The organism is Acinetobacter sp. CIP 102529, assembly GCF_000368325.1.
GTDB classification, from domain to species: domain Bacteria; phylum Pseudomonadota; class Gammaproteobacteria; order Pseudomonadales; family Moraxellaceae; genus Acinetobacter; species Acinetobacter parvus.
Genome location: NZ_KB849345.1, coordinates 1 through 26,995 on the forward strand (window position 1 = coordinate 1; position 26,995 = coordinate 26,995).

At 37.6% G+C, this 26,995-nt stretch carries 23 protein-coding genes, 4 pseudogenes and 1 other annotated feature; of the genes and pseudogenes, 7 read left to right on the forward strand and 20 right to left on the reverse strand.

Going from position 1 to position 26,995, the window contains the following annotated elements:
• The 8 genes and pseudogenes from F972_RS00150 to F972_RS00185 all read right to left on the reverse strand — a co-directional run.
• Positions 1 to 840, reverse strand: an 840-nt coding sequence (locus F972_RS00150; RefSeq protein WP_004762864.1) for a sigma 54-interacting transcriptional regulator, incomplete at its 3' end; no start/stop codon positions are given.
• 229 nt (positions 841 to 1,069) lie between these two features.
• Entirely contained in the window at positions 1,070 to 1,831 is a 762-nt protein-coding gene (gene tatC, locus F972_RS00155) for a twin-arginine translocase subunit TatC (RefSeq protein WP_004762866.1), read from the reverse strand.
• Positions 1,832 to 2,209 carry a hypothetical protein gene (locus tag F972_RS00160; RefSeq protein ID WP_228127540.1) on the reverse strand — a complete coding sequence of 126 codons (378 nt, stop codon included), beginning with the start codon at positions 2,207 to 2,209 and terminating at the stop codon, positions 1,832 to 1,834.
• A gap of 76 nt (positions 2,210 to 2,285) precedes the next feature.
• Positions 2,286 to 2,495, reverse strand: a complete 210-nt coding sequence (gene tatA / locus F972_RS00165; protein WP_004762869.1) for a twin-arginine translocase TatA/TatE family subunit — start codon at positions 2,493 to 2,495, stop codon at positions 2,286 to 2,288.
• A 77-nt stretch (positions 2,496 to 2,572) separates the two neighbouring features.
• Positions 2,573 to 3,022 (reverse strand): cyanase, encoded by a 450-nt coding sequence (cynS, locus tag F972_RS00170; RefSeq protein WP_004762871.1) that lies wholly within the window; start codon positions 3,020 to 3,022, stop codon positions 2,573 to 2,575.
• A 55-nt stretch (positions 3,023 to 3,077) separates the two neighbouring features.
• Entirely contained in the window at positions 3,078 to 3,635 is a 558-nt protein-coding gene (locus tag F972_RS00175; RefSeq protein ID WP_004762872.1) for an OsmC family protein, read from the reverse strand.
• A gap of 373 nt (positions 3,636 to 4,008) precedes the next feature.
• Positions 4,009 to 4,959 (reverse strand): annotated as a pseudogene (locus F972_RS00180) (IS30 family transposase); the annotation flags it as partial.
• 233 nt (positions 4,960 to 5,192) lie between these two features.
• Entirely contained in the window at positions 5,193 to 5,414 is a 222-nt protein-coding gene (locus tag F972_RS00185; RefSeq protein ID WP_004762874.1) for a helix-turn-helix domain-containing protein, read from the reverse strand.
• 195 nt (positions 5,415 to 5,609) lie between these two features.
• On the opposite strand from F972_RS00185, the gene F972_RS00190 reads away from it, so the two are divergent.
• Positions 5,610 to 5,861 (forward strand): hypothetical protein, encoded by a 252-nt coding sequence (locus F972_RS00190; protein ID WP_004762875.1) that lies wholly within the window; start codon positions 5,610 to 5,612, stop codon positions 5,859 to 5,861.
• Between the two features lie 41 nt (positions 5,862 to 5,902).
• Here the strand turns inward: F972_RS00190 and F972_RS00195 are convergent, their stop codons facing one another.
• Entirely contained in the window at positions 5,903 to 6,562 is a 660-nt protein-coding gene (locus tag F972_RS00195; protein WP_000782406.1) for an IS1595-like element ISAba36 family transposase, read from the reverse strand.
• Between the two features lie 215 nt (positions 6,563 to 6,777).
• Positions 6,778 to 6,912: pseudogene (locus tag F972_RS16120) on the reverse strand (antitoxin HicB); the annotation flags it as partial.
• Between the two features lie 87 nt (positions 6,913 to 6,999).
• On the opposite strand from F972_RS16120, the gene F972_RS14815 reads away from it, so the two are divergent.
• Positions 7,000 to 8,132 (forward strand): IS3-like element ISAba14 family transposase gene (locus F972_RS14815; protein ID WP_228127220.1). Its coding sequence is split into 2 segments (ribosomal slippage): positions 7,000 to 7,252 and positions 7,252 to 8,132, totalling 1,134 coding nucleotides; the frame shifts between segments, so codons are not numbered across the junction.
• Positions 8,133 to 8,311: 179 nt separating this feature from the next.
• Here the strand turns inward: F972_RS14815 and F972_RS00215 are convergent.
• From F972_RS00215 to F972_RS00225, 4 genes and pseudogenes are all read right to left on the reverse strand, one after another.
• Positions 8,312 to 9,511: a tyrosine-type recombinase/integrase gene (locus F972_RS00215; protein ID WP_004762878.1), complete on the reverse strand. Its 1,200-nt coding sequence runs from the start codon at positions 9,509 to 9,511 to the stop codon at positions 8,312 to 8,314.
• Positions 9,512 to 9,787: 276 nt separating this feature from the next.
• Positions 9,788 to 9,907, reverse strand: a pseudogene (locus F972_RS15655) (IS1 family transposase); the annotation flags it as partial.
• A gap of 33 nt (positions 9,908 to 9,940) precedes the next feature.
• Positions 9,941 to 10,561 carry an IS1595 family transposase gene (locus tag F972_RS00220; protein WP_155756554.1) on the reverse strand — a complete coding sequence of 207 codons (621 nt, stop codon included), beginning with the start codon at positions 10,559 to 10,561 and terminating at the stop codon, positions 9,941 to 9,943.
• A 116-nt stretch (positions 10,562 to 10,677) separates the two neighbouring features.
• Entirely contained in the window at positions 10,678 to 11,910 is a 1,233-nt protein-coding gene (locus F972_RS00225) for an ATP-binding protein (RefSeq protein ID WP_001255534.1), read from the reverse strand.
• 430 nt (positions 11,911 to 12,340) lie between these two features.
• On the opposite strand from F972_RS00225, the gene F972_RS00230 reads away from it, so the two are divergent.
• Together F972_RS00230 and F972_RS00235 are read left to right on the forward strand one after the other, a co-directional pair.
• Positions 12,341 to 12,631 (forward strand): type II toxin-antitoxin system HigB family toxin, encoded by a 291-nt coding sequence (locus F972_RS00230; RefSeq protein WP_000558186.1) that lies wholly within the window; start codon positions 12,341 to 12,343, stop codon positions 12,629 to 12,631.
• Position 12,632: 1 nt separating this feature from the next.
• Positions 12,633 to 13,034 (forward strand): helix-turn-helix domain-containing protein, encoded by a 402-nt coding sequence (locus F972_RS00235; protein ID WP_000993197.1) that lies wholly within the window; start codon positions 12,633 to 12,635, stop codon positions 13,032 to 13,034.
• 155 nt (positions 13,035 to 13,189) lie between these two features.
• Here the strand turns inward: F972_RS00235 and F972_RS00240 are convergent.
• Positions 13,190 to 14,424 (reverse strand): annotated as a pseudogene (locus tag F972_RS00240) (IS3 family transposase).
• Positions 14,033 to 14,149, reverse strand: a sequence feature (AL1L pseudoknot). It overlaps the preceding pseudogene by 117 nt.
• A gap of 203 nt (positions 14,425 to 14,627) precedes the next feature.
• On the opposite strand from F972_RS00240, the gene F972_RS00250 reads away from it, so the two are divergent.
• Genes F972_RS00250 through F972_RS00260 form a run of 3 tightly spaced genes read left to right on the forward strand, consistent with a single transcriptional unit; the run spans position 14,628 to position 16,787 of the window.
• A complete protein-coding gene (locus tag F972_RS00250; RefSeq protein ID WP_004637145.1) occupies positions 14,628 to 15,254 on the forward strand; it encodes a LexA family protein in 627 nt (208 codons plus the stop codon).
• A 14-nt stretch (positions 15,255 to 15,268) separates the two neighbouring features.
• Positions 15,269 to 16,564: a Y-family DNA polymerase gene (locus F972_RS00255; protein WP_000834353.1), complete on the forward strand. Its 1,296-nt coding sequence runs from the start codon at positions 15,269 to 15,271 to the stop codon at positions 16,562 to 16,564.
• A 4-nt stretch (positions 16,565 to 16,568) separates the two neighbouring features.
• Entirely contained in the window at positions 16,569 to 16,787 is a 219-nt protein-coding gene (locus F972_RS00260) for a hypothetical protein (protein WP_000550046.1), read from the forward strand.
• A 237-nt stretch (positions 16,788 to 17,024) separates the two neighbouring features.
• Here F972_RS00260 and F972_RS00265 read toward each other — a convergent pair whose 3' ends face one another.
• The 5 genes from F972_RS00265 to F972_RS00285 form a co-directional block, all read right to left on the reverse strand.
• Positions 17,025 to 20,225, reverse strand: coding sequence for a site-specific integrase (locus tag F972_RS00265; RefSeq protein ID WP_004762882.1), 3,201 nt, complete (start codon positions 20,223 to 20,225; stop codon positions 17,025 to 17,027).
• A gap of 4 nt (positions 20,226 to 20,229) precedes the next feature.
• The gene (locus F972_RS00270; RefSeq protein ID WP_004762883.1) at positions 20,230 to 22,608 is read right to left on the reverse strand and encodes a hypothetical protein; all 2,379 of its coding nucleotides are present in this window, start codon (positions 22,606 to 22,608) and stop codon (positions 20,230 to 20,232) included.
• A gap of 12 nt (positions 22,609 to 22,620) precedes the next feature.
• Positions 22,621 to 23,085, reverse strand: coding sequence for a hypothetical protein (locus F972_RS00275; protein ID WP_004762884.1), 465 nt, complete (start codon positions 23,083 to 23,085; stop codon positions 22,621 to 22,623).
• A gap of 308 nt (positions 23,086 to 23,393) precedes the next feature.
• A complete protein-coding gene (locus F972_RS00280) occupies positions 23,394 to 26,639 on the reverse strand; it encodes a type I restriction endonuclease subunit R (protein WP_004762885.1) in 3,246 nt (1,081 codons plus the stop codon).
• 17 nt (positions 26,640 to 26,656) lie between these two features.
• Positions 26,657 to 26,947, reverse strand: coding sequence for a hypothetical protein (locus F972_RS00285; protein ID WP_004762887.1), 291 nt, complete (start codon positions 26,945 to 26,947; stop codon positions 26,657 to 26,659).
• Positions 26,948 to 26,995: the final 48 nt, after the last annotated feature.

The following is a 26,995-nucleotide window of genomic DNA, read 5'->3' on the forward strand; positions in this document are numbered from 1 at the left end:
TTCAGATTCAAATAAGTTCTCAGGAATTGCAGCACAGTTAACTTTGATGAACGGTTCTTCTCGGCGTGGACTTGCCAGATGTAGCGCACGTGCGAATAACTCTTTGCCAGTACCAGATTCCCCCAATAAGAGAACGCTCGCATTGGCTTGTGAAACCTGTTCGATCGTGGTGATAGCTTTGAGAACTTGGGGGGATTTTCCAACAATACCATAACGTGTACTGTCCGAATGGAACATTTTTTTTAACCAATCATTTTGTAATGCCAACGCACTGGTTTTGTCTTCAATATGCTGATACATATACAAAATCTGGCTAATCATAGTGGTCAAGATTTTTAAGATCGTTAAATCATCATTCATCATCCGCCTTCTCAACCGAATACGATGACAAGCCAAGACCCCCACAGTTTTAGAATCCACCTGAATAGGCAAAGCATAAAAAGAGACTATTTCCTGAGGCAGATTTTCACGCTTAACACTACGCGCTAAAAAATTATGATCCTCATCGATGTTTTGAACAATAATGGTTTGTCCCATCTCTAAAACACTACCTGTGATCCCCTCACCTAGCGCATAGCGACCACGTTCAACTTCTTGACGCGTTAAACCATAGGCATATTTAATGCTACCAAATTTTTTATTGTCTTCTAATAAGATAATACGACCACGATTTAGTCCCAATAATTCAGACATAAGATGAAGGATTTCTCTAAATACAATTTGGGTATTTAGTTGCTTACTGGCCAAAGATGTCACTTGTTGTAAAAGCAACATTTCCTGGGTACGCCAATAGGCTGTTTCCGTATTGAGCTGGGTCACTTCGTTAACGTTATTGCTCATGTTAAACGTATCCCTTCTAATTCCATATTAATATTTAGGGATTGCTTCAGCAAAACCTGTACCAACTGGAGATTCTTATCAACTAAAATTTTGAAAAAACAACAATTATGCTCATTTAATGAGCACAAAGAAGCATTATACAACTACAGACTAACTGGATTAAGAGATGATTTGAATTCTACTTTGATGGCAACTAAACTGAAATTCTAACTAACTCTAAAGTGTATGTTTAATTGATCTCTATACGTTTTGTATTTAAATATAACTGTGAAACTGCTAAACCAATTTCAAAGAGCAAATACATAGGAACCGCAAGCATAATCATGCTCAGTGCATCGGGTGGTGTAATAAACATTGCTACAAAAAAACAGCCCACAATAACCAAGCGACGTTGTTGCTTCCAGACATGGACTGATACGATTTGATTGATAGAAAGTAAAAAAATTAAAATCGGAATTTCAAAGATCATTCCAAAGATAAAAAATAAACTCAAACAAAATTGAAGATAGCTTTGAATATCCGTCATTGGTAATACACTATCAGGACTAATACTCATAAAAAAATGGAGTGCTGTCGGTAAAACAAAATAATATGCCCCGCTCGCCCCTAGATAAAATAAACCAATCGCACATAAAAATAACGGCAATACCAGTCTCCGTTCAATATGTTTAAGGCCCGGTTTAATAAAGTTCCACAGGCAATACACCAATATTGGCAAGCTGATTAATACACTGACAAATAAAATGAGTTGAAGCGGCGCAACAAATGTTCCTGTAACCGTGGTTGCAATCATCTGACTTTGATTAGGTAATTGTTCAATTAGGGGTTGGGAAATCCACTCATATATAGTTTTGTGAAAAGGTAATAATCCAAGCACCAACAACATTACAAAACCAAGCATTTGAATCAAACATTTTCTTAAAGCACGAATGTGTCCTGTTATTGGTAAAATTGCAGTATCAGGTTCAGCAAGTACATATGATTTTTTCATTTAAGCTACCTCCTGCAAGTGCTGCTTTGAAGCGTTATGCTGCAAATTTTGTTGTATTTTCGCTGTCCAAATTTCCTGCTGCAATGCATGACTATGTAATTGATGGATTAAGCCAATAGTGCATAATTGATTCGAACGGATCCGAAATAGCTGCTGAATGAACAGACTGTGGTAAGGGGAAAAAGCAATTGGGTCAAGGTAGATATATTGCTTTCGAGACAATTCTATAGGACTACAATATTTTTCGATTTGTGCTTCTAAAGCATAAATATTGCTGTCAAAAACATACTTTGTCTTTTTATAAAAAGAACGCGCTTTTACCAAAACAAATGGTAGCTTTTCTGGACCCAGAATTAAAATTGCTAGAATGACAAACACAATGAATTCTGTGATGCTTACATTAAGCATAGCTATCCCTCCTTAAATCAGCACATCATGTTCTCCATTGCACTGACTACTTGTCCTGTGCAACTTGAGTTGTTTTGTGATTCTGCTTTAAGTCATCCTGAGAATTGCCGATCATGGCGGAATCATCATTGATACTGTGCCGAAAATCTTTCATTGCAGTACCTAAATCACGACCAAGAGTTTTAATACGTGAAGTACCAAACACCAAAATCAGTACAATCAGCAAGACCAAAATATGCCAAATGGATAATCCCATGAGATTTTCTCCCAAAAATTAACGTTGTGATAGAAAATATCTAAAGGCTCATGCATGAGCCTTTAGTCGTAACAGAATTAGTAACTCTTATATGGCAAGAATTTGCCTGAGAGGACGACATTGACACGGTCACCATTTGGATTGCTTTCACGCTGGATATCCATACTAAAATCAATCGCACTCATGATCCCGTCACCAAATTCTTCATGAATTAGTTCTTTAATGGTTGAACCGTAAACACTAACTACTTCATACCAACGGTAAATCAGTGGATCGGTTGGAACAGCTGTAGGTAATGACCCTTTGTAAGGGACAATTTGTAGCCATGCCACCGCTTCATCAGACAGATCAAATATTTCGCCCAATTTTTCAGCTTGTGCTTTATCAAAAGCCATTTGGCCTAGACAACCTGATGTCACCCACTCTTTTGATAAGCCAAGTTGCTCTGCAACGTCAGACCACTTTAAACCTTTCATGACTTTGGCTGAGATAATTTGTTCTGTGACCTGATTTCGATTTGTAATCATCATTTTTTCCTAAAATTTTATAAAAAGTGAAAATAAAGGCTTAGATAAATTCTATTTATTCACCCATTAAACTGATACTAAATGCGATAGGATTACGCATAGAATTGGCAACTGGTGAGTAGAAATTGGCATGTTTCACAATTTCATCCAATTCTTCACGTGTTGCATCCCCCTCAATTAACACTTTGACTCGAATCGCTTGGAAGCCCATTTCTTCAGGCGCTTTTAATGCACCACCTGCACCCCAAGCAGCAGGATTACCAATATCTGCTTCTAAGAAAATTTCTAGCTTGCTTAATGGGATACGTTTCCATGTCGCTACAGCTGTAATACCAACAGCTAAACACCCCCCCAAACCAGAAAGCACAATTTCACCTGGTGCTGGTGCGGTATCTTCACCAAATAAATGTAAAGGCTCATCCACCACAACAGGTTGATGGTTTCCTACATAACTTAAGCTTCGATACATGCCTTGCATGATGGTATGTACCTTATTTCCGCCCATGCTCTGTGGGTTATTACGGCCTTTTTCAGCAAAGGCCATTAAGCCATCACGGTCAATCGGTTTAAGATGAGTTTTTACAGTTTTAGCTTGCTCGATTACATCTGACATAGGTTTCACCTTTTAGGTTGATCAATTGGTTATGTCATGTAGATAGCAAACTGTGTGCCAATAATTTTTATTTAATAAAAACAATAATATAAATATTTTTTAGCATTTTTTTCTAATTCTTAATTAGACATTGATTACAAAGTTCGACATTTTGTCCGAAGTGTCAAATGCTATATATTCTATGTTGCTTAAAATCTTAGTACTGAAAAATGAGTTCATTAACGAGGCCAATCTAAGAAAAATAAAAATTTCAAAAAAATAGTTATCAAACAGCTTTGTTGCATAAAGCCTTTAAAGGCAAAGCTCTCCTAGGCGCCTCAAATTTAAGTGACAACTTGGGTATAAGGTCGGCCTAATTCTGTAAATGGCGGATTCAAGCGGCAAGTGCAACAGTATAAAAACCAGCCATAACTTCACTCGGTGTATACCAACCTAGTGTTTTTCTAGGACGATGGTTGAGTGCAAATTCTATCTGCTCTATTTGTTCGTTTGACACGCCATCAAACGATGATGATTTTGGCAGATATCCACGGATTAAACCATTCGTATTTTCATTTCTAGCTCGCTGAATAGACTTGTAAGGATCAGCAAAATACGTCTCTATGCCAGCATCAGTAATTCTTTTGTGTTCGGAAAATTCTTTGCCATTATCAAATGTCACACTATAAGCATGGCTCATTTGTAAACGATCTAATGCACAAGTAATCGTTTGAGAGGATGCTCTTGTTGGCCCTAAATGAACAATATGTACATACAGGCTCTTTCGATCAACGAGAGTCAATAAAGCACCTTTATGATGTTTACCAATCACCGTGTTACCTTCGAAATCTCCTAAACGTTGTCGTTGATCAATGTCCTGGTCTCGGCAGTGAATACTTGTTTTATCAATGATTTGACCCCTACGATCCGTGTTTTTGTAACCGCGTTTTCGATATTTCTTCTGATGCCTTAAATGTAGATGAAGTTTACCGCCTTTTGATTTATCTTGATAAATGTACTGGTAAATCCACTCATGTGAAGGTACATCCAGCCAACCGCGTTGTGTTAAAGCACCTGAAATTTGTTCGGGTGACCAGTCCAAACCAATCAAATAATTAATATAAGCGAAGGCAAATGCTGTCATTGATGATGAAGGACGGTACCGTCTTTGACTTGCAAATTTAGCTGCCTGTTGAGCTCTATATCCACGTTGCCCAGTATTTCTTTTTAATTCACGGTAGATGGTTGATCGTGAACGTCCTAACTCCCAAGCAAGGGTAGCGATTGAACTTTTACTTTTCAAAGTAGCATAAATTTCGTATCTTTCATCTTGAGAAAGTTGGGTTTATTTCTTCATTGTGTGCTTTCCAATTGCGAGTTGAAAAAGTCCAATGATTCTACGAATACACCTAACTTTTTCAACTAACTACAAATGTGTCGCACTTGGGATTTGAATCTGCGCTTCTATCATTCGTTTGATTCTTTTATATAAATAATAAAGTAGATCTCTGTTTTCGATGAAATTTTATAAAATTCATTATTAGACCTGTAGAAAAAACTTATCAAAAGAAGTATTGGTTAATCTTTTTCTTCAACTTCGTCCTTAAACTCAAACAAATCATTCATCGTACAGTTAAAGTATTTACATAACTTATCAGCGACTGGCAATTCGATACGTATAGCACGGTCATAATACATACTTGTCAGCGTATTACGATTGATGCCTGTCGCATGTACCACATCACTTAATTTTAAAATTCTTCGATCGCCCATGAGGCTGGATAACTTACAAGTAATCATATATCAATTCATTTACAAAAAAATAACCTACTAAAAGTTATTTTAAGTTGTTGACTGAGTAATACTCTGCTAAAATTAACCTACAGCAGACTATTACAACTTATAGAAAGCATAATTTATCTATTTCAACTAAATTATAACTTTTTAAATATAAGGATTGAAGCTGCATTAGATTATTTTGTGGAGATGACCGCCATGTTGCCAAATGAGTTATGGATCAGCCAGCAAGCTCGTGACTTGGGAAATCAACTAATTAAAGAAATGAACATCGATAGGGGTTATGGAATGGCTAATTTTCTTGGAGTCAATTCTTGCTATGATAATCATCAGGCTGTACTTATTTGGACATTTCAACTGCTTGAAAGGGAACCTAACTTAAATGAATTAGCAGAAATTAAAAAATATTTTCTTTTAATCTTTCCAGATAGTGTTTATCAATTAGCCTAAGTTGTTTTTAAAAATTATTTTTGGGGCTGTAGTAGATAAGGTCAAATACCCGTCCAATCCAACAGTATTTCGAGCTGTTGTTTTGGACTCCCATAGTTAAATCTAAACTCACATTCTTTAATAAACAATGGAAAGGCATTTCGGTCAATCCCATTGTACTTCCTTAGGATGCGTTTAGCTTGATTCCAGAAATTTTCTACACCATTAATATGATTTCGACCTTTTGCAAAATCTTTAGAATGGTTAATTCGCTCATGATAAAAACAATTAACATCAAGCACATTGTAGCTTCGATAGCTATCAGTATAAACCACACTATCAGGCGCTACTTTACGTGTAATAACAGGCATTAATGTATCAGACTTGGTATCAGGGACAACCTTGACATAAACCATACCACCGCGCTTTAGTATACCAAATACAGCCACTTTTCCACCAGCACCACGCCCACGCTTTCCCTTACGAGTGCCACCAAAGTAGCTTTCATCTAACTCAACCTCTCCCTCAAAAATATCATCGGCAGTTTGGTCAAGGTGGTACATGATTATTTCACGTATTTTTCTATAAAATAGTGCCGCAGTATTAGGCTGAATATCCAGCAAATTGGCCGCAGTTCTAGCTGTTACCTCAGCAACAAAGAACTCGACAAGCTTTCTTTGGGTATTTTTATCTAATTTACAACGATTTATCTTCATTTTCATAGAGTAGCACTTCTGCTAATCTACTACAGCCCCTTATTTTTTTATATAAAAACACTAAATCAAAGAAAACTTTCTTTAAAATACCTATTAATTCAAATTCATACGATTTACAGAATATATGAAGCATAAATTCTTGTTCATGCCCACACTTAGATCTGCAGCTTCGAGGGCTAGTTTTTGTTGAACCACTGAGAACAAGGACATTAAACAGCCTACTATATTTTTCCAAAGAGTGGTGTAGGAACTTTTTCATTATTGCTAATCATATCAGCGACAACATCAGCACCGAGCTCCTCTATTGCTGAGAATGCTTTAGACTGATCCGCATCATGCCAAGACAATGATGGAAAGAGGTGGATCAGGAAATTTGAACAACAGCTATAAGTGATATTTTGCTCCCCAAATGATGTTATAAACATCGATATAAGGAGTATTTTATGGCACGTAGACCAAGAAGAAATCATTCAAATGATTTTAAAGCTAAGGTAGCACTTGCTGCGATTAAAGCAGAAAAAACACTTGCTGAATTGAGTGCTGAATTTGATGTTCATCAAAACCAAATTATTGACTGGAAAAATCAATTGATCTCAGCTTCCTCGCAAGCTTTCGATCAATCAAAAGCTCCAACAGAACCACCCATCGATCTAAAAAAACTACATGCAAAAATCGGTGAGCAGGCATTAGAAATTGATTTTTTAGAAGGTGTGTTGAAGAAACTGGGCCGCTTCAACCACAAAAGTTAATCGACGACTCACTTCAGATTTCAGTATCTAAACAAGCTAAGCTGCTGAAAGTCTCCCGTGGTTGTTATTATTATCGCCCAAAACCTGTGAGTGCATCAGATCTGAAGCTGATGCGATGTATTGATGAATTACATATGCAATATCCTTTTGCAGGCAGTCGTATGATGCGTGATTTGTTGAATCGTCAAGGACATCATATAGGACGACGTCATACACGTACTTTAATGAAGAAAATGGGTATTCAGGCGTTATATTGCAAACCAAATTTAAGCCAGGCTAATCAAGCTCACCGTAAATATCCATATCTGCTCAAAGGATTGGCTATTCAGCGCAGTAATCAAGTGTGGTCTACGGATATAACGTATATCCCTATGGCAAAAGGTTTTGTTTATTTATGTGCTGTGATTGATTGGCATAGCCGCAAGGTACTTGCGCATAGGGTATCGATTAGTATGGAGGTGGATTTTTGTATTTCGGCTTTAAATGAAGCGATTGAAAAATATGGTCGACCTGAAATATTTAATACAGACCAAGGCAGCCAGTTTACCAGTGATGCATTTATTGATGTATTGAAATCAAATGGCATTCAAATCAGTATGGATGGTAAAGGTCGATGGGTAGATAATGTGATGGTTGAACGATTATGGCGGAGCGTTAAATATGAAGAGGTGTATCTCAAAGCTTATAGCAGTGTCACAGATGCGAAAAAGCAATTGAGTGCATATTTTGAATTTTATAATTTGAAACGGCCTCATTCGAGTCTGGACAAAATGACCCCAGATGAGTTTTACTATGACCAGCTACCACAACAAAATAAGGTAGCTTAACTAGAGCAGAATATCACTTATAAATAAGCTTTTAGTTGTTCAAACATGTGGGACCACCTCTGAAACTCAGCACACAATCCAACATACCCATTATCTTCTGCTGACCATTTAACACGGTAAGTATATTGTTTACTATCCATTTGACATCCCATCATGTTTTATGTTTAAAAGTACGATTTTCACTTACTAGTACTTAAATAATCACCCCACCACTGCATCATTTCAGTCCGTTGAGCTAAATAGTCAGCGTGATTATAGCTGGCACGGGTACGGTTCTTATCAATATGTGAAAGTTGTGCCTCAATCCAATTATCTTGGAACAAACCTGAGTCATTCAAAATGGTACTAAAAGTTGAACGTAATCCATGAGAAGATAGTTGATGTTTGCCATACCCCATCTTACGTATGGCCATATTTAGAGTATTAAAATGAATCGGTTGATTGTGTTTGCGAGGGCTAGCAAAAAGGTATTTTTCACCGTATGACCACTGCATGACGTCTTTCAAAATCTCTAAAGCCTGATTTGAAAGTGGAACTAAAAAATCTGGAATCTCATGGCCTAATATGACTTTTCGTCGAAACTGTTTAATATGCAAGGCAGGTATTTTCCATATTTTTTCATTTAAATCAAAATGATGAGGCTCAGACAATAACAATTCAGCCCCTCGCACTCCAGTATATAATTTAAACATCAGTGCTTTTTTAATAATCGGATGGGCATCCAATTTTTGTAATTTATACTTAAAATCAGATATATCCTCCGCTTTCAAATACGGATAATTCTTCTTGATTTTACTGTTAATGGCGATTTTATTTAAACCATGCGCGATGTTGAATTCACAATAACCCATCGCTACAGCGTAGTCATAAATTTGGTTCAAATAACTACAAGCTTTCTTGACAGGTTCTTTTACTTGGCGTCCCTCTATTTTTTTGATTACTGAAACCAGGTCATAACGCTTGATGTTTTGAAAAGGTAAATCCTGAAGGTCTGGATAAATATCTTGCTGTAAGCATCTTTCTGCTAACTGTAGTACACCACAGCGGGGTAGATCGTTGAAAGCATTCTTCAGTTTGAACTGTAACCACTCCTCCCCGACCTTACCAAAGGTGATGACATTAGAGGCAGTATCATGTTCAAAACAGAAATTATTGTCTTTAAAGTCATCTCTGACTTGTCGTGCCTTTTTCAGTGATAAATCAGGATAAAGACCTAACTGAATGCGTCGACGTTTTTTAGTTTGTGGATTTGTATAGCGATAGCACCAAGATTTTCTTCCACTCGGTTCAATCTTCAGGCTAAGCCCATCTTCATCAGATAAAAAACAGGTTTTTTCCTTGCAATGAGCTTGGCGAACTTTAATTTCAGTAAGACTCATGGAATTTAAATGAAACCTAATAAGGGGTTGATTGTATCAATTATATCAAAATAGAAAGCTTTATATATGATGCGTAGGCTACGCATCATATAAAATTGTAATACACTGTTTTATATATTTATTGTTATTAGTATTTTTATTTTAGTAACCATCTTAAGTCCCATCTCTACTTAATATGTAAGATGAGATAAATAAGCAGCTAATTACACTAACCTGAGTTAGATATAAAAAAAGAGTAGAAAAAAATCCGGTGGTGTTTTAAAAAGTATGCTGACATTAAATGAAGCCATTATTGATGTAAAAGAAGGTTAAGTCGAAGGCTTTAAAATGGTTTTCAAGCTTTTTGGAGAAATTACAACTTCTTCTAAAACCACGTCTTATTCGATGCCTTATTTGCAAGGCTCTAGACTAGCAGATTTGCACTTAGTTTTACCTAATGAGGTCCCACAACTCTGTTGCTAGCTCATTAGGCTCCCTCATCCAACGCCATTCTGTTTCTTTAAGATGATAATCAAAATACTCTTTTGATATACCGTTGAACTTTGCTGGCCTTCTTTTACAAAAGCTCCAGAATGATTCTATTCCATTTATATGACATTGTCCTCTAGCAAATTCATTCACTCCATGATTTACTCTAAAATGCTTTGAGTAACCAACATCTACCAAACCATTGTATCCACGCCAACCATCACTATAAATTACACTTTCAAGTGCAACTTTACCTAAGATAACTTTTTGTAATGTAGTCTTTTTACAATCAGGGACTATTTCTGTATAAACTCGACCATTCCTTTCAAATATTCCAAATACAGGTTGTTTTAAAGTACCTCGACCTCGCTTCAACTTCCCATGAAAACCACGTTGTCTTTTTGCCCTAAAATAGCTCTCATCAATTTCAATAGAACCTACAAACTTTGCTCTTAAATCTGTTTGATGATCGTAGATTGCTTTTCTAAAAAGCATGTACCAATAGTTGATGGTATTACGGTTCAAGTTAAGCAATAAGGCTGTTTTAGAAGCAGGAATATCAATGCAAAAGCACTGAATAATTTTTTAAATCTTATAGTGACTTAATTTACTGTTTTCTATCATGATTCTAGACTAACATATCTATTCTGCTAGTCTAGAGCCTTAATAAATAAGAGTATCCATGTCTATCCTCAACTTTACTTATTTTCAGATAGCAACCAATCGAGAGCACTCATTTTTACAATACCATTATAATTTGCTTCAGTCCCTATCGTGTCTAAGGTAAGTAAATATTTGGGATACGAATCAGAAATTTTCTGTAATGGACGTAACTCTCGGCTGAGTGTCTCTTCATTGAGCGTTTCTAATGCCACTTGATAATAAGTTAAATTCTGTAAAGTATCGACAGCAACAAAATCAATTTCATATTCATCAACACGCCCTACATAGACGGTATAACCTCGTCTGACAAGCTCAAGATAAATCACATTTTCTAAGATATGACCTTGATCAGCATTAGCATCAGGCAACATAATCCGGCGCAATCCGACATCAACTAAATAGTATTTTTCAGAGGATTGTAATAACTCACGCCCGCGTACTTTAAATTGTGCGGCACTATAAAATAACAAACTGTCCTGTAAGCCCTGAATATAGCGTTTTACTGTTTCAAATGAAATTTTAACCCCACTTGAAACAAAGGTATTTTTAATTTTATTGATAGAAATAGGTGAGCCTGTCACGCTTGCCAAATATCTTGCGACACGCTCGAGAGAGTTAATATCGGCAGTATTCAAACGGGGAATAACATCTTTAAACATTACACTGGCATAGACCGCTTGCAAGTAATCATAAGTTTCCTGCTGGCTAGTCATGGCAAGCGTATAAGGGAAACTACTGCGCGTATACATGGCATACAAATCACGATTGGATAATTGTTGGATGATCGGATTATTTTCAATATGCCACTGTTTAAATTCTTGGAATGACAGAGGTAGAACATGTTGCTCGATATAGCGTCCTGTAAGTAAAGTCGCAAGTTCTCCACTTAGAAAGAATGCATTTGAGCCTGTAATATATAAATCGATATAATCCCGAACATATAAAGAGTCGACTACTTTCTCAAAATTTGTAACATGTTGTATTTCATCTAAAAAAACATAGTTTTTTTTACTTTTATCAACTTTGGACAATACATAATCATGTAGTTTACGGTAATCGGTGAGTTCTTCAAATTCCATAAATTCGAAGTTGATGGCAATGATGTTTTCGGCTTGTACACCCTGTGCTTTTAGGTCTTGTTGAAACATCGCCAATAAGGTGGATTTTCCAGAGCGACGCACACCTGAAAGTACTTTAATGACATCACGGTCTTGCCATGTATTCAGAAATTTTAAGTAGCCATCACGTCGAATATTAGCGCTTCTCATTATTTACACTTAGAATCTAAAGTTTTAATAAATTCTATCAAATTTTAGAACGTATATGTAAATATATTTAATTTTAAAAAAAATTTAAAGGTTAAGTGAAACACTCAAAGCTGCTGTTAAAGTATGCGGATAGTAAATGTAACAAAAATCTAGATTCTATCTTTTTTGATTATTTTCCATGTCATGTTATGTCATTGATGCTGCGACTTAACGGCTATATAAATTAAGTGAAAAGTAAATGGAACTAAGATGTTAACTAGAGTGGAACTCATTTTTGTTGTACTAATGGTATCAGCCTTATTGCGCATGAAATGCTAAAAGGTTTATTTTTTAAGATCATCAGATTAAGTGCATTTTGATAATGAATAAAGCTCCGTGTGGCGCTTTATTCATCCTAGCCATTCAATATTGCAAAATGCGATAAAATGTTATGCATGTGATCACCCACACTCGAATTATAGAAGCAATGCAAAAGTGGCCACAGGCTGAAACGGCATTAGATGGTTGGTATCGAACCATAAAGGCAAACGATCCGAAAGATTTTGCTGAGATGAAACATCTCTTTCCAGAGGTCGATAAAGTTGGAAAGTTCCATGTATTCGATATTGGCGGGAACAAGATCCGACTTATTGCAGTCGTGATGTATCAAGCAAAACGTGTGTATATCCGTGATGTCTTGTACCATAAAGAATATGACAAAGGTCATTGGAAGGAAGGTTAGTATGAACGCGATGATTAAACAGGCCGTAGACCACTGGCACTGCGTTGCACCATTGCTCAGCAAGCCAGAAAATGAAGACGACTTTCATACACTTGTTGAAGCTTTAGATGAACTTTTAGATACTGTTGGTGATGACGAGTCCCATCCTTTAATGGGGCTTACTCATCAGCTTGGTGATTTGGTTTCTGATTATGAAAATGAGCATCTTCCTATGCCTAAAGGGGACGGTCGTGCTGCTTTGGCTTTTTTGATGGAGCAACATGGTTTAGGTCAGTCTGACTTAACAGAGGTTGCAACACCATCAGTGATTTCTGAGATTTTAAGTGGTAAACGCCAACTGAATATTCGTCATATTAAGGCATTGTCTGAGCGGTTTAATGTATCGGCAGATACGTTTTTCTAAAAGAGAGGTGGATCAGGAAATTTGGCTCAATTAGGGGTACTTTGCCTTTCAAATCTTTGTGCAACAAAGCCCAGAGAATCTATAAATGATAGTGCGTAAGTCCTAGAGTATATAAAATGAACCGTACCGGGTTTGTCGGAGACTTTTTGTTTAAGTTAGGCCACCTGACCTAACGGGTTAATTTTATCATAGTACATCGCTTCAAAATCAAAAGGTGATACATAACCTAGTGAACTATGTATACGTTCTTTATTGAACCAATCTACCAAATTTAATGTGGCAAGTTGTATATCACCCAAACCACGCCAATCTGCTTTTAAATATTCAATCACCTCTGTTTTGTACAACCCATTCACTGTTTCAGCCAATGCATTATCGTATGAATCCCCCGTAGTGCCGACTGATGCTCGTAAATTCGCTGCTTCTAAACGGTTGGTATAGCGAATTGAAAGATACTGTACGCCTCTGTCACTATGATGAATCACGTTATTTGGCATTCCTCGATCATGCAATGCCTGCTCAAGTGCAGCGAGCACCATGTCGGTATTCATCCGTGTTGATACTTTCCATCCAACAATTGCTCGTGAGAACACATCAATAATAAATGCGGTATAGACCCAGCCTGAATTGGTTTGAATATACGTGAAGTCGGCCACCCACAAGTGATCAGGATGATCAGCTTTAAAATTGCGTTTTACTAAATCATCTGCTGATTTTTGATCATCTCGGCTACGCGTTGTTTGTTTATTCTTACCACGCCAAACACCTTGTATACCTAGCTGTTGCATCAATCGAGCAACTGTACAACGTGCAATAACATAGCCTTCGTGTCTTAGTTTTTGCCAGACTTTGCGCACACCATAACGACCTGAACTTTCTTTCCAAATACGTTTAATCTGTTCAGCATGATGTTGATCATGTAGATCTCGTTTCGCTCGATGTTCCCTTGCGAAGCAATGCTTCTCATCGCAGAGATCTAGAGTCCGGTAATAAGTTGAAGGTGCGATAGGTAAAATCCTACAAATCGCCTCGACTCCGTACGGCTCTTTATTATTATGGATAAAATCCATCATTATTTGTGTGGGCGGTCGAGCTCCGCCTGGGCGAAAAAAGCGGCTGCTTTGCGTAGAATTTCATTGGCACGTTGCAGCTCTTTATTTTCACGTTCGAGCTGTTTAATACGTTCTTGATCTGAAAGCTGCTGTACTTAAACTGGATTTTGTTGATCCAAATATTTTTGATGCCAGGAACGTAGTGTTTCAGGGGTACAACCAATTTTAGGTGCAATTGCTGTGATTGCAGCCCAAGTAGAAGGATAATCTTTTTCGGATTCAATCAATAATTGAACCGCTCTGTCTCTGATTTCAGGAGTATATTTTGGTTTTGTCATTGGGACATTCTCTCAAGAAAGTTAGTCTCCGACAAACCCGGTACGGTTCACTTTTCCACGCGATGAGCAGAAACAAAACGACTTATTTTGACTTCTCCTTGTTTATCCACAACTTTTTAAATTTGAATTTTAATCCCTGTTAGTAATATCATATTTAGACAAATTCTACTTCCAAACACGCCACTGTAGCGTAGGAGTATCACATGTCTAAGAAGTTGCCTATCTACTTCTCTGATGACGCATGGTCATCTTTGCAAGAGCTCATGGGTCCAGAGGGTAAGCCAAGCCCTACCATCAATACAGTTCTAGAGCAAATCGCTGTTCAAAATGAACTTGTTGAGAAATTAGGGTTAACCGCAGTACTACCCAAATCCAAAGTCTCAATTCCAGTCTCTTTAGAGCGCATTCCTGCTGGTCCTGCATTTAGTATCAAGGATGAACAAGATAAAGCACTCGATCTGAATGAATTCCTTATTCATAACCCTATTTCTACATTTATCGCTTACGTAGACAGTGAATCGATGCTTGATGCAGGTTTTGAGATTAATGATCCGATCATTGTTGATCGCAGTATAGAAGCAAAGCACTACGATATCGTAATTGCATTAATTGATAATAGTGCTTCGACAATTAAGCGGTTAATGATTACAAGCAAGATGTCTAAGTCTGAAATCAAAGAGATTTTCGGAGATGAAGACTACCCTCTTCCAGACCTTTGGTTAAAAGCTGAGAATCCTAGATACAATCACATCATTCCCAACGACAGTCAGACAATATCTATTTGGGGTGTAGTGACTTTTAATTTAAAACGTATTCATCACCGTTCATAAAAAGAAGAATAAAAATGAAAAGTGAAAATGAGATATTTGCGTTAGTTGACGTGAATAATTGCTACGTCTCGTGTGAACGTGTGTTTAACCCTGCCCTAAATGATTGCCCAACCATTGTGCTCAGCAACAACGATGGCTGTGCCGTGGCAAGAAGCCAAGAAGCAAAAGACTTAGGTATAAAGATGGGGGTTCCTGTATTTCAGATTCAGGATTTGATCAAACAACATAACATTCAGGTTCTCTCGAGTAATTTCTCTCTGTATGGTGAAATGTCCAGACGCTTTATGGAGCTTCTCGGGAGTTATGTTGCACCTGGAGAGCAAGAAGTCTATTCAATTGACGAATGCTTCCTAAAGCTCACAACGTATGAGCACTTATTTGACCTGACAGAATATGCGCAAGATATGAGAACTAAAGCATTCCAATGGTTAGGCCTACCCTGCTGTATTGGAATCGGTCGCTCTAAAACTGAAGCCAAGATTGCCAATCATTTAGCCAAGAAGAACAAGTATTTTGGTGGCGTGTGTAATTTAGTTCATATGGACCAGTGCTCTGCTGAGACTTTACTGGCGCAAGTCGATGTATCTGATGTTTGGGGAGTCGGCAGGCAGAACTGCAAGAAACTCAATGCTATGGGCATCCAGTCTGTTCTAGATCTGATTAACGCCAATCCTAAAGAAATTAAAAAGCAATTCAGCATCGTCATGGAAAAGACAGTACTTGAGTTACAGGGTTTGTCTTGTATCGACCTGACTGATGATGCAGTAGCCAAAAAGCAGATTATCAGCAGCCGTTCATATGGCAGCCCTGTGTATGAAGTGGATGATCTAAAGGCTTCGGTGCGACTCTATGTAGCCAGAGCAGTAAAGCGAATGCGTGATGATGGCTCAATCTGCAAGATGATTGGGGTTTATATTCAAACCAGTCGATTTGATAAGACTGAGCGTTACACTCCATACACCGTAGTTCAGATGCATGAGCATACAGACGACTGGTTACTTATCACCAAGGCTGCAATGAAAGGTATCGATCAGATATTTAAGAAGGGTTTTAAGTATAAAAAGGCAGGAATCGTACTTTTAGAAATTAAGGATAAATCCAAATTTGTGCCTGATCTATTCACGGACTATTCGCATAAGCAAGAGCGCGAAAAACTTTCAGATGTTATTGAAGCCATCAGTGAACGGTTTGGGAAGAATCTCGTTACGCTAGGCATTGCCAACAATCAAGAAGCCTCATGGCACATGAATCAAAACCTTAGATCACCATCGTATTTAACAAAATGGTCTGACTTACCTAGAGTAGGATAAAAACATGCACTTATTTAAATTAACTGACGAACAAATTACTCAACTCCTAATCCCGAAACGATTTGTACCACCTACTCCGCAAGAACATGAAGGCAAGAACATGGTTTATGTTTTTGATAGTGATGATAAGTTTGAACTGACTTATTATGAGCTGGTGGATATCATTAGCAAAGCGAGAATGGCTGGGCCGAAGTTGATACCTGTTTTAGGTACTGTGAATTAGATTGAGCAGAGGCGGCACGCCACTTGAATCATTATTTGATTGGAAGCGGATTTGGGCTGAGAATAATTTAGCTCAAATTTAACCTGACAGGCACACTATAAAATGGGTAACTGTCATATCGAGTTTGGACTACAACACTTTAGCTCAGCGATTTACCAATTTACACTAGTGTCTAAAATCCAGTGACGAAACTGTGATGCTAAAGCTTTTAAATTTCCCCTTTTTAAGATGCTTAGGCTATTTGATCCAGAGTTCATCTTCTTGCATCATTTTTAACATTAAATTAAATATAACCAGCGGAGTAACATTTTTTTTGTTAGAACCGACAACTCTTTGAAAACTAAATTTAACGGTTCGCTCAGGAGCACCCAAATTAACTGGGTAGTTTTGTTTTTCTAAATACAGATGATCTCCTAACATTGGCTCTATACCAGTAATAAAATTAACAATTTGTTGCTCATCACCTTTCATTCGGCATTGAAAATGTAGAAAATTCTTACGCAGTTTTCCAAGTAATAATAATATTTTAAGCGCCTTAAACATGTTCTTTTCTTTCAGTGCATCTTGCTGCCTATCATCTTTATAATGAAAATCAAGGAGAGGAATTATTTCATCTTGACGAGTCAGTTTTTTAGCCTTTTCGTAAAGTTCATCAAACCAACTCTCTTCTAAATTCTTACTATAAACATAATTCGTTTTTAAATTAAATTTTTGGCGATCCATCCATTTATTGCTCATCCATTGACATCGTTGCATCCATTCTTGAGCTTGAGTATCTTCGCTTAAACGACCTTCTCTAAAACTTATCAAACGTTGAAAAGGTGTCAGATTACTCTTCTCGATACTAAACTTCTTTTCTTGTCGGCCAGCAATCGTAACTGGCTGTGTTTGCTGATAAGAATTAAACCATTTCTGCTGCTGAGTATAACGATTTAGGTTTATGTAGTCTGTACTTGACTTCACTGGACTAAAACACTGTTCTAATACTTTTTTTGAAATGATACACGGCGAATTATAAATTCGATCGACTGCTAATAAATCCAAAACATGAAGGTAATTTGAAGCCGTTTGCTCAATACTGCTATGCCCCATCCAAGAGGCGAGCACCTGCCATTTATGTTGAATAATCTCTTCTTGAGCACGTGCTTTCATACCAAACAATAAATCCCTCATCTTTTTTGCTTTTACCCAAGGACAATCTGTGTAGGTCTTGATCATTTCTTTTGAACCGAGCAAAGTTATTGCTAGATAGTTAGCAGCACTGTGGCGTAATGTATGAAAACTAAAGCCATGATGCATACCTAATATTTGACTAAACAAATCTACTGTAATTTTGCTGATACATTGATCAGTTAATACACGATGATTCACACTAAAAAGTAGATCATCCTGCTGATTAACCAAATATTGCTCATAACGATGTTGTATGTAACGTTGTACTACTAAAAACTCATGTTCTGACAATGCAATTTTCAAAGGTATTTGACGATTTGCACTTTGCGTTTTCAGACGGCGATATGAATTGTTCTGAATATGAAGCGTGATATTATTAAAAGCTGTATTTTCTTTTTCTTTACAAAGTAACTCTGGGCAAATAATATCTTGTATTTTAAGACAACGAACTTCATTTAATCGAAGTCCAGTTCTATAACTTAGTAAATACATCAGCTTTAAACAACTCAGATGATCGACCCACTCTGATGCCGTTGGCTCTTGACTTAAATTTTCTAGTTTTTCCAATAATTTGCCAAATAGCAAAGGACTCACTAGCCGTGCATTGCAAATTTGTAAATGCTTAAAACTTGAATTCTGTAACACCAATACCCCTGGAGCATCATAATTCTCTATACAGAATTGATGAAAATCTTTTAGGCGACCAAAACGGTATTCTGCGCTTTGGTGCATCTTACGAGAGGTTTTTCCTTTCACCGAATCTCGTTGAACTGCTTTTTCATCACGTTCACTGCTGTATTTCAATAGCTGCCGATATAAATCCTCATAATCATCAATGGATTGTTGCTTTAAATCTAATTTATTGAGCCAAATCTCAAATATAAATTCTTTACCAAACGATCCTAAGTAGCTTTCAATAGTTGATAATTGAAGCCCTCGTTTTTTTAAATGCATTAACCAGTGAATTAAGCGTAGTTGAGCATCAATTAAAGACTTTTCCTCCGTATTAGCATCAACTATCTTCTCCTCTAACACCCTTCTGGTTTCTTGCCAAAAACGTAGCATGCGTTCTTCTTTATTCCTCTTTTTATCTAAACGCTCAACTTTTTGACCTTTACGTTTCTTTTGATCAAACAACATCAACTCATACGGAATCGTTTGTAATTTGCTTTGAGCAGTCGGAACTTCCGGAAGTAACTGCTCTTGTTCAAAATGAATAGGGCGACTCTCTTGTTCTGTGACTTGATTGTAATCATTATTCCACAGCAATCTAAATTCGGATGGCCTTAAAGCGACAGTATTAATCTCTTGCTGAAGCACATTACTCAAAAATATATCTAGGCTAAGGTTTGGATTAAATTCGAGTACCATTTGCACATCATTAAATGCACGAAATCCACGGCGTTTAATTTGATATTGCAGATCCCCAAGACTTTTTTTCCTGCCTATCTTACTCAAGCTTTCTAAAATACAATCTTCAACTGAATGTTGCAGACGAAATTCTTTCTGAGTGGCTTTCAACTTTTTTAAATATTGTAAAATGAACTGCGCATATGGGTTAAAAAAAACATGTTTCCATTTGTACAACTTTCCCTGTTCTACATCGTTGCCATATTGAGAGTTTTCAACACGATAATGTAGTAACAATGGATTAGTGATCTTTTGATAATCAGAATGGTATAACCGAAAACAATTCAGATCTGTACCAAGCTCAATGGCATCCTGCAATTGTTTCTGAATAGTAATCAAATGCTGTTCATCTGCACAGCCTGAAATATATATAAAACTTAAGCATAAATTTCCCCATAAGTACTTCGGTTCATCCCAATATTCAAATGAATCTTGCCAATACTGCCTTAATTCCTTGACTACCAAAATATGTAGATGCCCCTGTTCTAATCGTGACTCTGTACTTTCAATTTTTCTAGGCAGTACTATCCGTTTCGTATGTGGATTTAGCTTAATTCTGTATGATTTTTTATCTACATTCTGGTTGAATTGCCTCCTTCTTTTATTAAATTCATCTTCAGTTAATTGCATCAGTTTTGATTGTTCGTCTCGGCTCAACTTTTGACTCAAACAATCAACACTATCTTTAATGTCATGCCATTTTTCAGCGATCTGCTGATCAAGTTTTTGCTGCATGTCTTTCGTCAATACTTCAGGTGAAGAAGGCTGTCTATCTAGCGACTTTTTCACCAATTTATGAATATCAACAAATAGATCATCTAGTTGCGGTTTTATTAGTTCTTTGATTTTTTGCATACAACTATTTTCGCTCTAAGTGTTTAATCGATAAAAATTTGACATTATCTTGCAATTGCTGGCGGGCTTGCTGTACATAGACATTCGGAATAAGTGAAGAATGCGGATGAAAAGCCTCTCGGTCACGTTGATCATGACCATAAAGAGCCTGTATTAAATGGAATGCTAAAGCAGTTTTTTCTTCTTTTTTTTCTTCTTTTTTTTCTTTTTTTTCTTTTTCTTCTTTTTCTTCTGCATACATCAAAAAATTCATATCAAAATGACGTAACCAATTCGAATACATATTCTTTGGAAAGATTCCTTCCATATATAAATTTACCCAGTTTCGAGATAAAGGGATTAACTTAATTTTTCTGCTCTGCCACTCTTTGACAGTTATCGGCAAGATATCTTTACTATCAATGACCTTGCCAAAAAGATCATTTACAGTAATTTTCTTTGTAAAGACTTGTCTAAAAAACGAACCGTACGCTTCAATAATTTGTTCTAAAAAGACTGTGTAATTTTGCAGTGTTTTTATGAAAAAATCAGATAATGGGATAAAACGACCATCTTTTCTTGCTTTACTATTTCTTTTATCATTCACATATAAAAGCTTGAGCTCAACACAATAATCATCCAAATTCCCCAACAGGTTTTCTTTAGGCCGACTTGCCAAACTCAACAAGCTGATATGCCACATCCAACATGCGTATGCATTCAGTTGATTAATGATATGTTGATCTTTTTGAATATTTTCTTGGCAATGTTTATGTAAAAAAGCAAATTGCTCTTTCACAAAACTGGGTTCAAGTGCCAGTTGGCTCCCTATCCTTCCGATAGATAATGCAGATTGCACTTTGAATTGTTGTTGCAATATTTTTAGTTCAGCCGTGTCTTCAGTAAATTCCGAGGAATGTGGTGTAAGTGCTGTTTCTACAAAGGCTAGATATGTGCTACTGAGTTGAGCTTTCGGTAGCCCTCCATAATAGATACCAGGCATGTGATGCTGACTATCCCGCCCAGCAATTACATGAGCTAGATATTCATTATATGTTTCATAATATATATGAAAATATAATTGAGCCTGCAGTTTTTCAACAGTGATCGAACCTACAAACCGATTATCAAGCCAATTCTTAAGTTTTGTATTAATGTCTGTTGAAGAAATTATTGGATTCGATGCTTGTTCTATATAGTCAAACCAAGCAGAAGGTAAATGTAGTTGATGTGTCATCACTTCATTCCATCGCTCATCATTTAAGCTCTTAATCTTCTGCTCTGTAATATTAAGATTTAATTTGAGTAAATATTCGCGACGTCTACTTGAACCATTTTGAATCAACGTACCCTCCTGAATAAGGTCATTAAAATCCATCAGTGCAACGGGTGATAATCCCGTCAATAAAGACAATAAACAGGCAGCAGCGATCGCCGCATTCCTCGGTTGTCCTGATAATTCATCTCTTAGCACATAAACAATTTGCTTCAGTATATCTGGCGCCAAATAATGTGGATTTGTAATAAATGGCGCATGACGGCGTTGGCGATGCCGCGTGTAATACGCAGCATAATCACTAATTAAATGATTAAAATTTTTAGTTTTTTCATCTTCAGAGTATAATTCTACTTCAGTGTCCAATAACTCAATTTCACCATCTTCATCTTTGTAAAGAGAGGCATCATAAAAACTGATCTTTGCGTTATGTCCGATATCTTCATGCTTACCTGATTTTATTTCACGAAATTTTTTGAGTTCATTTTTAGTTGGCCATTCCAAAACTTTGCTTTTTTTTGACTTACGCTGACGATGAACTACACGACGATCATCTAGTCTTTTAAAAATTATTAATAGAGCCGATAAATACTCTATGACTTGTACTTGTTTGAAATCTTTAATATTAAAAAGTTGATTACGATCCTCTTTTTTCAAATTACGTTCGTACGTGACATAGCGATTTAGTAGCTCACTGCATTCTTGAAATAATTCAGCATGATTAGAATCCAGAACATATCGTGATACATAGCGAAAGAGATCACAAACATGTTTTTGCTTATTCTCAGCTTTATCAATCTTTGCAAATTCTTGATACTGCCGATATGTTAAAAAACTCGCTTGCAAAATCAAATAACGTACAGACGACAACTCTTGAGTATTACTAATATTCGGACATGAAAAATAACTCAAAGCAGCCAAAAAAGAATACTTACCGATCTGTCTGGAGCCTGATATATAGCTATAAATTTGTTGTGCTAATTTGTATAGCGCGTAGACTTCTTTATACAAATCATCTGATAGATCAATAAATTGTGTATTCACAACATCATCATGTAACAGACAATAATCTTTTTGGAATTTTTCTGCTAAATCTAAAAAGTGCTCTTCTGCGTCAATCTTCGGCATATTCATTTTCGCTTAATTTTTTATCACATTGCATTGTCTAAATTCATTACGATCTAAACAATTTTGTAAAAGTTGATCTTTTATTGAATTCTTTGTTAGCTTAAAAAATCGAGCAAAAAATTTAGCATCCAGCTCTTTCTGAGCTTTCCTTTCAAAGCACAAGTGTTGCTGTGATTTTTCGATAAAATCATCAAGATTATGTATCAGCTGTAAGATTGCAACATAATTAGAATGCACACGTAATCCTGGCTCCCTTTGCATCAATAGCAAGATTTTTTGCCAAATTTTGACGTAGATTACTTTGAACTTTGCCTGTACTACTACTTTCTGACTCTGTTTAATCTTTTTGATTTTTAGTAGTTCTGAGTTAATTTTTACTATCTCAAGCAGAACATTTGGTCGGTCAAAGCAAAAGGGCATGATAAATTGCCCTATAAAAATCTCAATATTTTTTACTAAATAGTCAAATTTTAACATTTTTATCGATATAAAAAATGAGCATATCTTTTTATATGAAAATACATTTAATCTATCAACTAAATTTTCTCAAAATTACAATTCTCAACAAATACATAGGTTTTTCTTATTAAAGTTGATCTAAATTTCAAATATTCTTCCACTTTTTTTTAGTTTTCTGTTATTGCTAGCAAGAAAGCTGCAGTAGGCGAGAGCTACGCTGATCTTGAGAAAATACTTCTGATTGAACTACAAGATGGATTTAGAGATCGCTAAATTGAAACGATCTCTATGAAGCACACATTTTAGTTATTGTTTAGTGATATGAATTAAGCTGCCGTTGCTAATTCTTCAGCCAATTGCTCTGCCTGTTCAAGTACAGTCTCTGTCGCCAGTAAAGCCATATCAGGTGGGTAGCCATACTTCTTGAGTAAGCGCTTCACAATGACTCTCAGCTTCGCTCTAGCAGCCTCTTTGATAGTCCAATCCAAAGTTACATTCTTACGAATAGACTCAGTCAGAACAACTGCAAGTTCGCGTAGGATCTCTTTCTGCATCAACTCTCTAGCACTGTCATTGTCTGCAACTGCTGAATAGAAGGCATATTCGTATTCGGTCAGATTCAGTTCTTCAGCGAGCTTGTCTGATTCTTGGATTGCCTTAGCCAACTTGATGAGTTCATCAATCACTTCGGCTGCAGTCAGTACCTTGTTCTGATAGCCCTTGATTGCAGAGCTCAGCATCTCCATGAGCTTTTTACCTTGCGTGACACTACGCTGTTCTCGCATCTTGATCTCATCGCCTAAGAGCTTCTTGAGTGTCTCAAGGGCAATGTTCTTGTGCTTGTAGCCTTTCATCTCCTGCATGAACTCATCAGACAGAATGGAGATGTCTGGTTTTTGGATCCCTGCAGCATCAAAGATGTCGACCACCTGTTCAGTCACAAGCGCCTGGTCAATGGTCTGTTTGACCTTGGCTTCTAATTCAGCATTGCTCAGTCCTGAGATTTTGCCTGAACCATCACTGAACTTGGCCAGTCGTGCTTTCACAGCCTGGAAGAATGCAACCACTGGCGCTGCTTCCATCGCATTTGGATGAGGTACAGCTAATGCAAATGCCTGTGACATCGCTGATACTGCATTGAGGAATCGTGTCTTACCTTCACCCTGGTCCACACCGAGGATGTGTTCCTCAGCTTCAAGAATGATGTTCAGCTTACGAGAGGTATCTGCTGTGAAGTATTCCTGGTAATTGAAGCCATGCATAATGCCATCAAGGACTTCGAGCTTCTCTTGCAGGATGGTTGCAGCTTCGTCTTGAACCAGTGCAGGATCACCCTTACCACCTGCCTCAGAGTAGAATGACAGAGCCTCTTTCAGATCTGATGCAATACCGAGGTAATCTACGACCAGACCACCAATCTTGTCTTTATAGACACGGTTTACTCGTGCAATGGCTTGCATGAGGTTATGACCTTTCATTGGCTTGTCGATGTAGAGCGTGTGCATGCTTGGTGCATCGAAACCAGTCAGCCACATATCACGAACAATCACGAGTTTCAGCTTGTCATCATTGTCCTTCATACGATTAGCCAGAATTTGACGCTGCTGCTTGGTCGTATGGTGCTTGGCAATTTCTTCACCATCCGAAGCAGATGAGGTCATCACCACCTTGATTACACCATCGTGCAAGTCATCGCTATGCCATTCTGGTTTGATCGCTACAATCTCGTTGTAGAGGTCTACAGCAATTCTGCGAGACATGCTGACGATCATGCCTTTACCTTGGTTTGCATTGGCTTTCAGACGTTGTTCAAAGTGTTCTACGATGTCTTTTGCAATGGCTTTGACACGTTCCTTACTGCCAATGAGTCCTTCGACTCTTGCCCACTTCGCTCGCTCTTTTTGTGTTTGGTTTAGGTCATCTTCAGTGAACTGATCATCAAAGTCTTCAATCAGTTCTTTACCTTCCTCACTGATGGCAATCTTGGCGAGTCGGCTTTCATAGAAGATCCGAACAGTAGCACCATCCTCAACAGCCTGAGAGATGTCATAGATGTCGACATAGTTACCAAACACTGCAGGCGTGTTGACGTCAGTCTTCTCAATCGGTGTACCGGTGAAGCCAAGGTAAGTGGCATTCGGTAAAGCATCGCGCATGTACTTGGCAAAACCATAAACAGTACGCTTACCTACTACCTTGCCATTCTCATCTTTGACATCGACTTCCTTGGCATTGAAACCATACTGTGAACGATGTGCCTCATCTGCAATCACCACAATGTTGGTACGATCTGAAAGCTGCTCGTAAACGCTACCGCCATCTTCTGGTTGGAACTTCTGGATGGTGGTGAAGATCACCCCACCTGAACCAACCTTGAGTAGCTCTTTGAGTTCTTCTCTATTCTCTGCTTGCTTCGGTGTCTGGCGTAGTAATTGGCTAGATCCAGAAAAGGTTGCAAACAGTTGGTCATCTAGATCGTTCCGGTCTGTGATCACGACCACTGTTGGATTGTCCAAAGCCAATACAATCTTGCCTGTATAGAAAACCATAGACAGAGACTTGCCTGAGCCTTGTGTGTGCCAAACAACACCTGCCTTTTTGTCACCTACTGCTTGCTGCTGAACAAGCTCCAGCTTGCTTCTACCTTGCTGTTGCATTGCAACTTCTGCAGACTTCGAGTCCGAGTTCACTGCAGACGCACGAATAGTTGAGAGGACTGCTGCATTCACTGCATAGTACTGGTGGTAAGCAGCCATCTTCTTGATGGTCTTGATGGTGATCAAGCCATTAGCATCTTCTTGTTTGTTGGATTCAAACACAATGAAGTGCCTGATCATGTCAAGCAATGTCACTGGATTTAGCAGACCATGTAATAGGACTTCGAGCTGCGCCTGAGTATTCTTGGCTTTGGTTTGGCCATTAGTCGTCTTCCACGCCATGTAACGACTGAGGTCTGCCGAAACCGTCCCTGCTTTCGCCTCTAAACCATCAGAAATGACGTTGAAAGCATTGTAGGTAAAGAGACTAGGGATTTGGCTTTGGTAGGTCTGAATCTGCCTGTAAGCGCCATCTACAGTAGCATTCTCATCAGTGGCATTCTTAAGTTCAATGACCACCAAAGGTAAGCCATTCACATATAGGATCAGGTCTGGTCGTCTGGTCCAGCGATCTTCTTTGATGGTGACTTGATTGATGACCAGAAATTCGTTATTGGTTGGGTTGTTGAAGTCGATCAGCCAAGCATATTCACCTTGGGTGCTGCCATCCTTGCTGACTTCAATGTTAATGCCTTCAGTGAGTAGGCGATGGAATGCCTGATTATTGCTGAGCATATCCGGGGAGTGCAGATTGGTGACTTGCTTCAATGCTTCAACGCACTTGTCTTCATTCAAATGAGGATTGAGACGATGCAATGCTTCAAGCACTTTGGCTTCCAAGATGACCTGCTTATAGCTGCGTAGCGGATTGGTGCCTTTGGATTCAATATCAGGACCATACACATAGCTATAGCCCATTCCCTCTAGCTTTTCTATCGCCATCAGCTCGATGTCTGATTCAGTCATCTTAGTCATTATTCTGATCTCTGCACTTATGGTTCAGTTTGTATATTGGTTTCTAGAGCTTTGATTTTGTCATACACATCTGGCACAACGTCTCGCCAATCTTCGTGTTCAAACCTGTTTACATCTGAACTTAACTCTTGAATAGAAGTGTTTACCGTTTCGATGTACTGCTGCTTCGATGCAACCTTTGACTCTAAATCGCTAATTTGTTGTTCATAGCTTGATTCCATCGAGTCATATTTATCTTGTGTGACGGTTTTCGTACATCCAGACAAGAAAGCCAATGCTATAACTACGGTCAAAAATTTAAGTTTCATTTAACTACTCCATCGGCACAGCGATCTTGTGAATCTTCCAACTTAAGC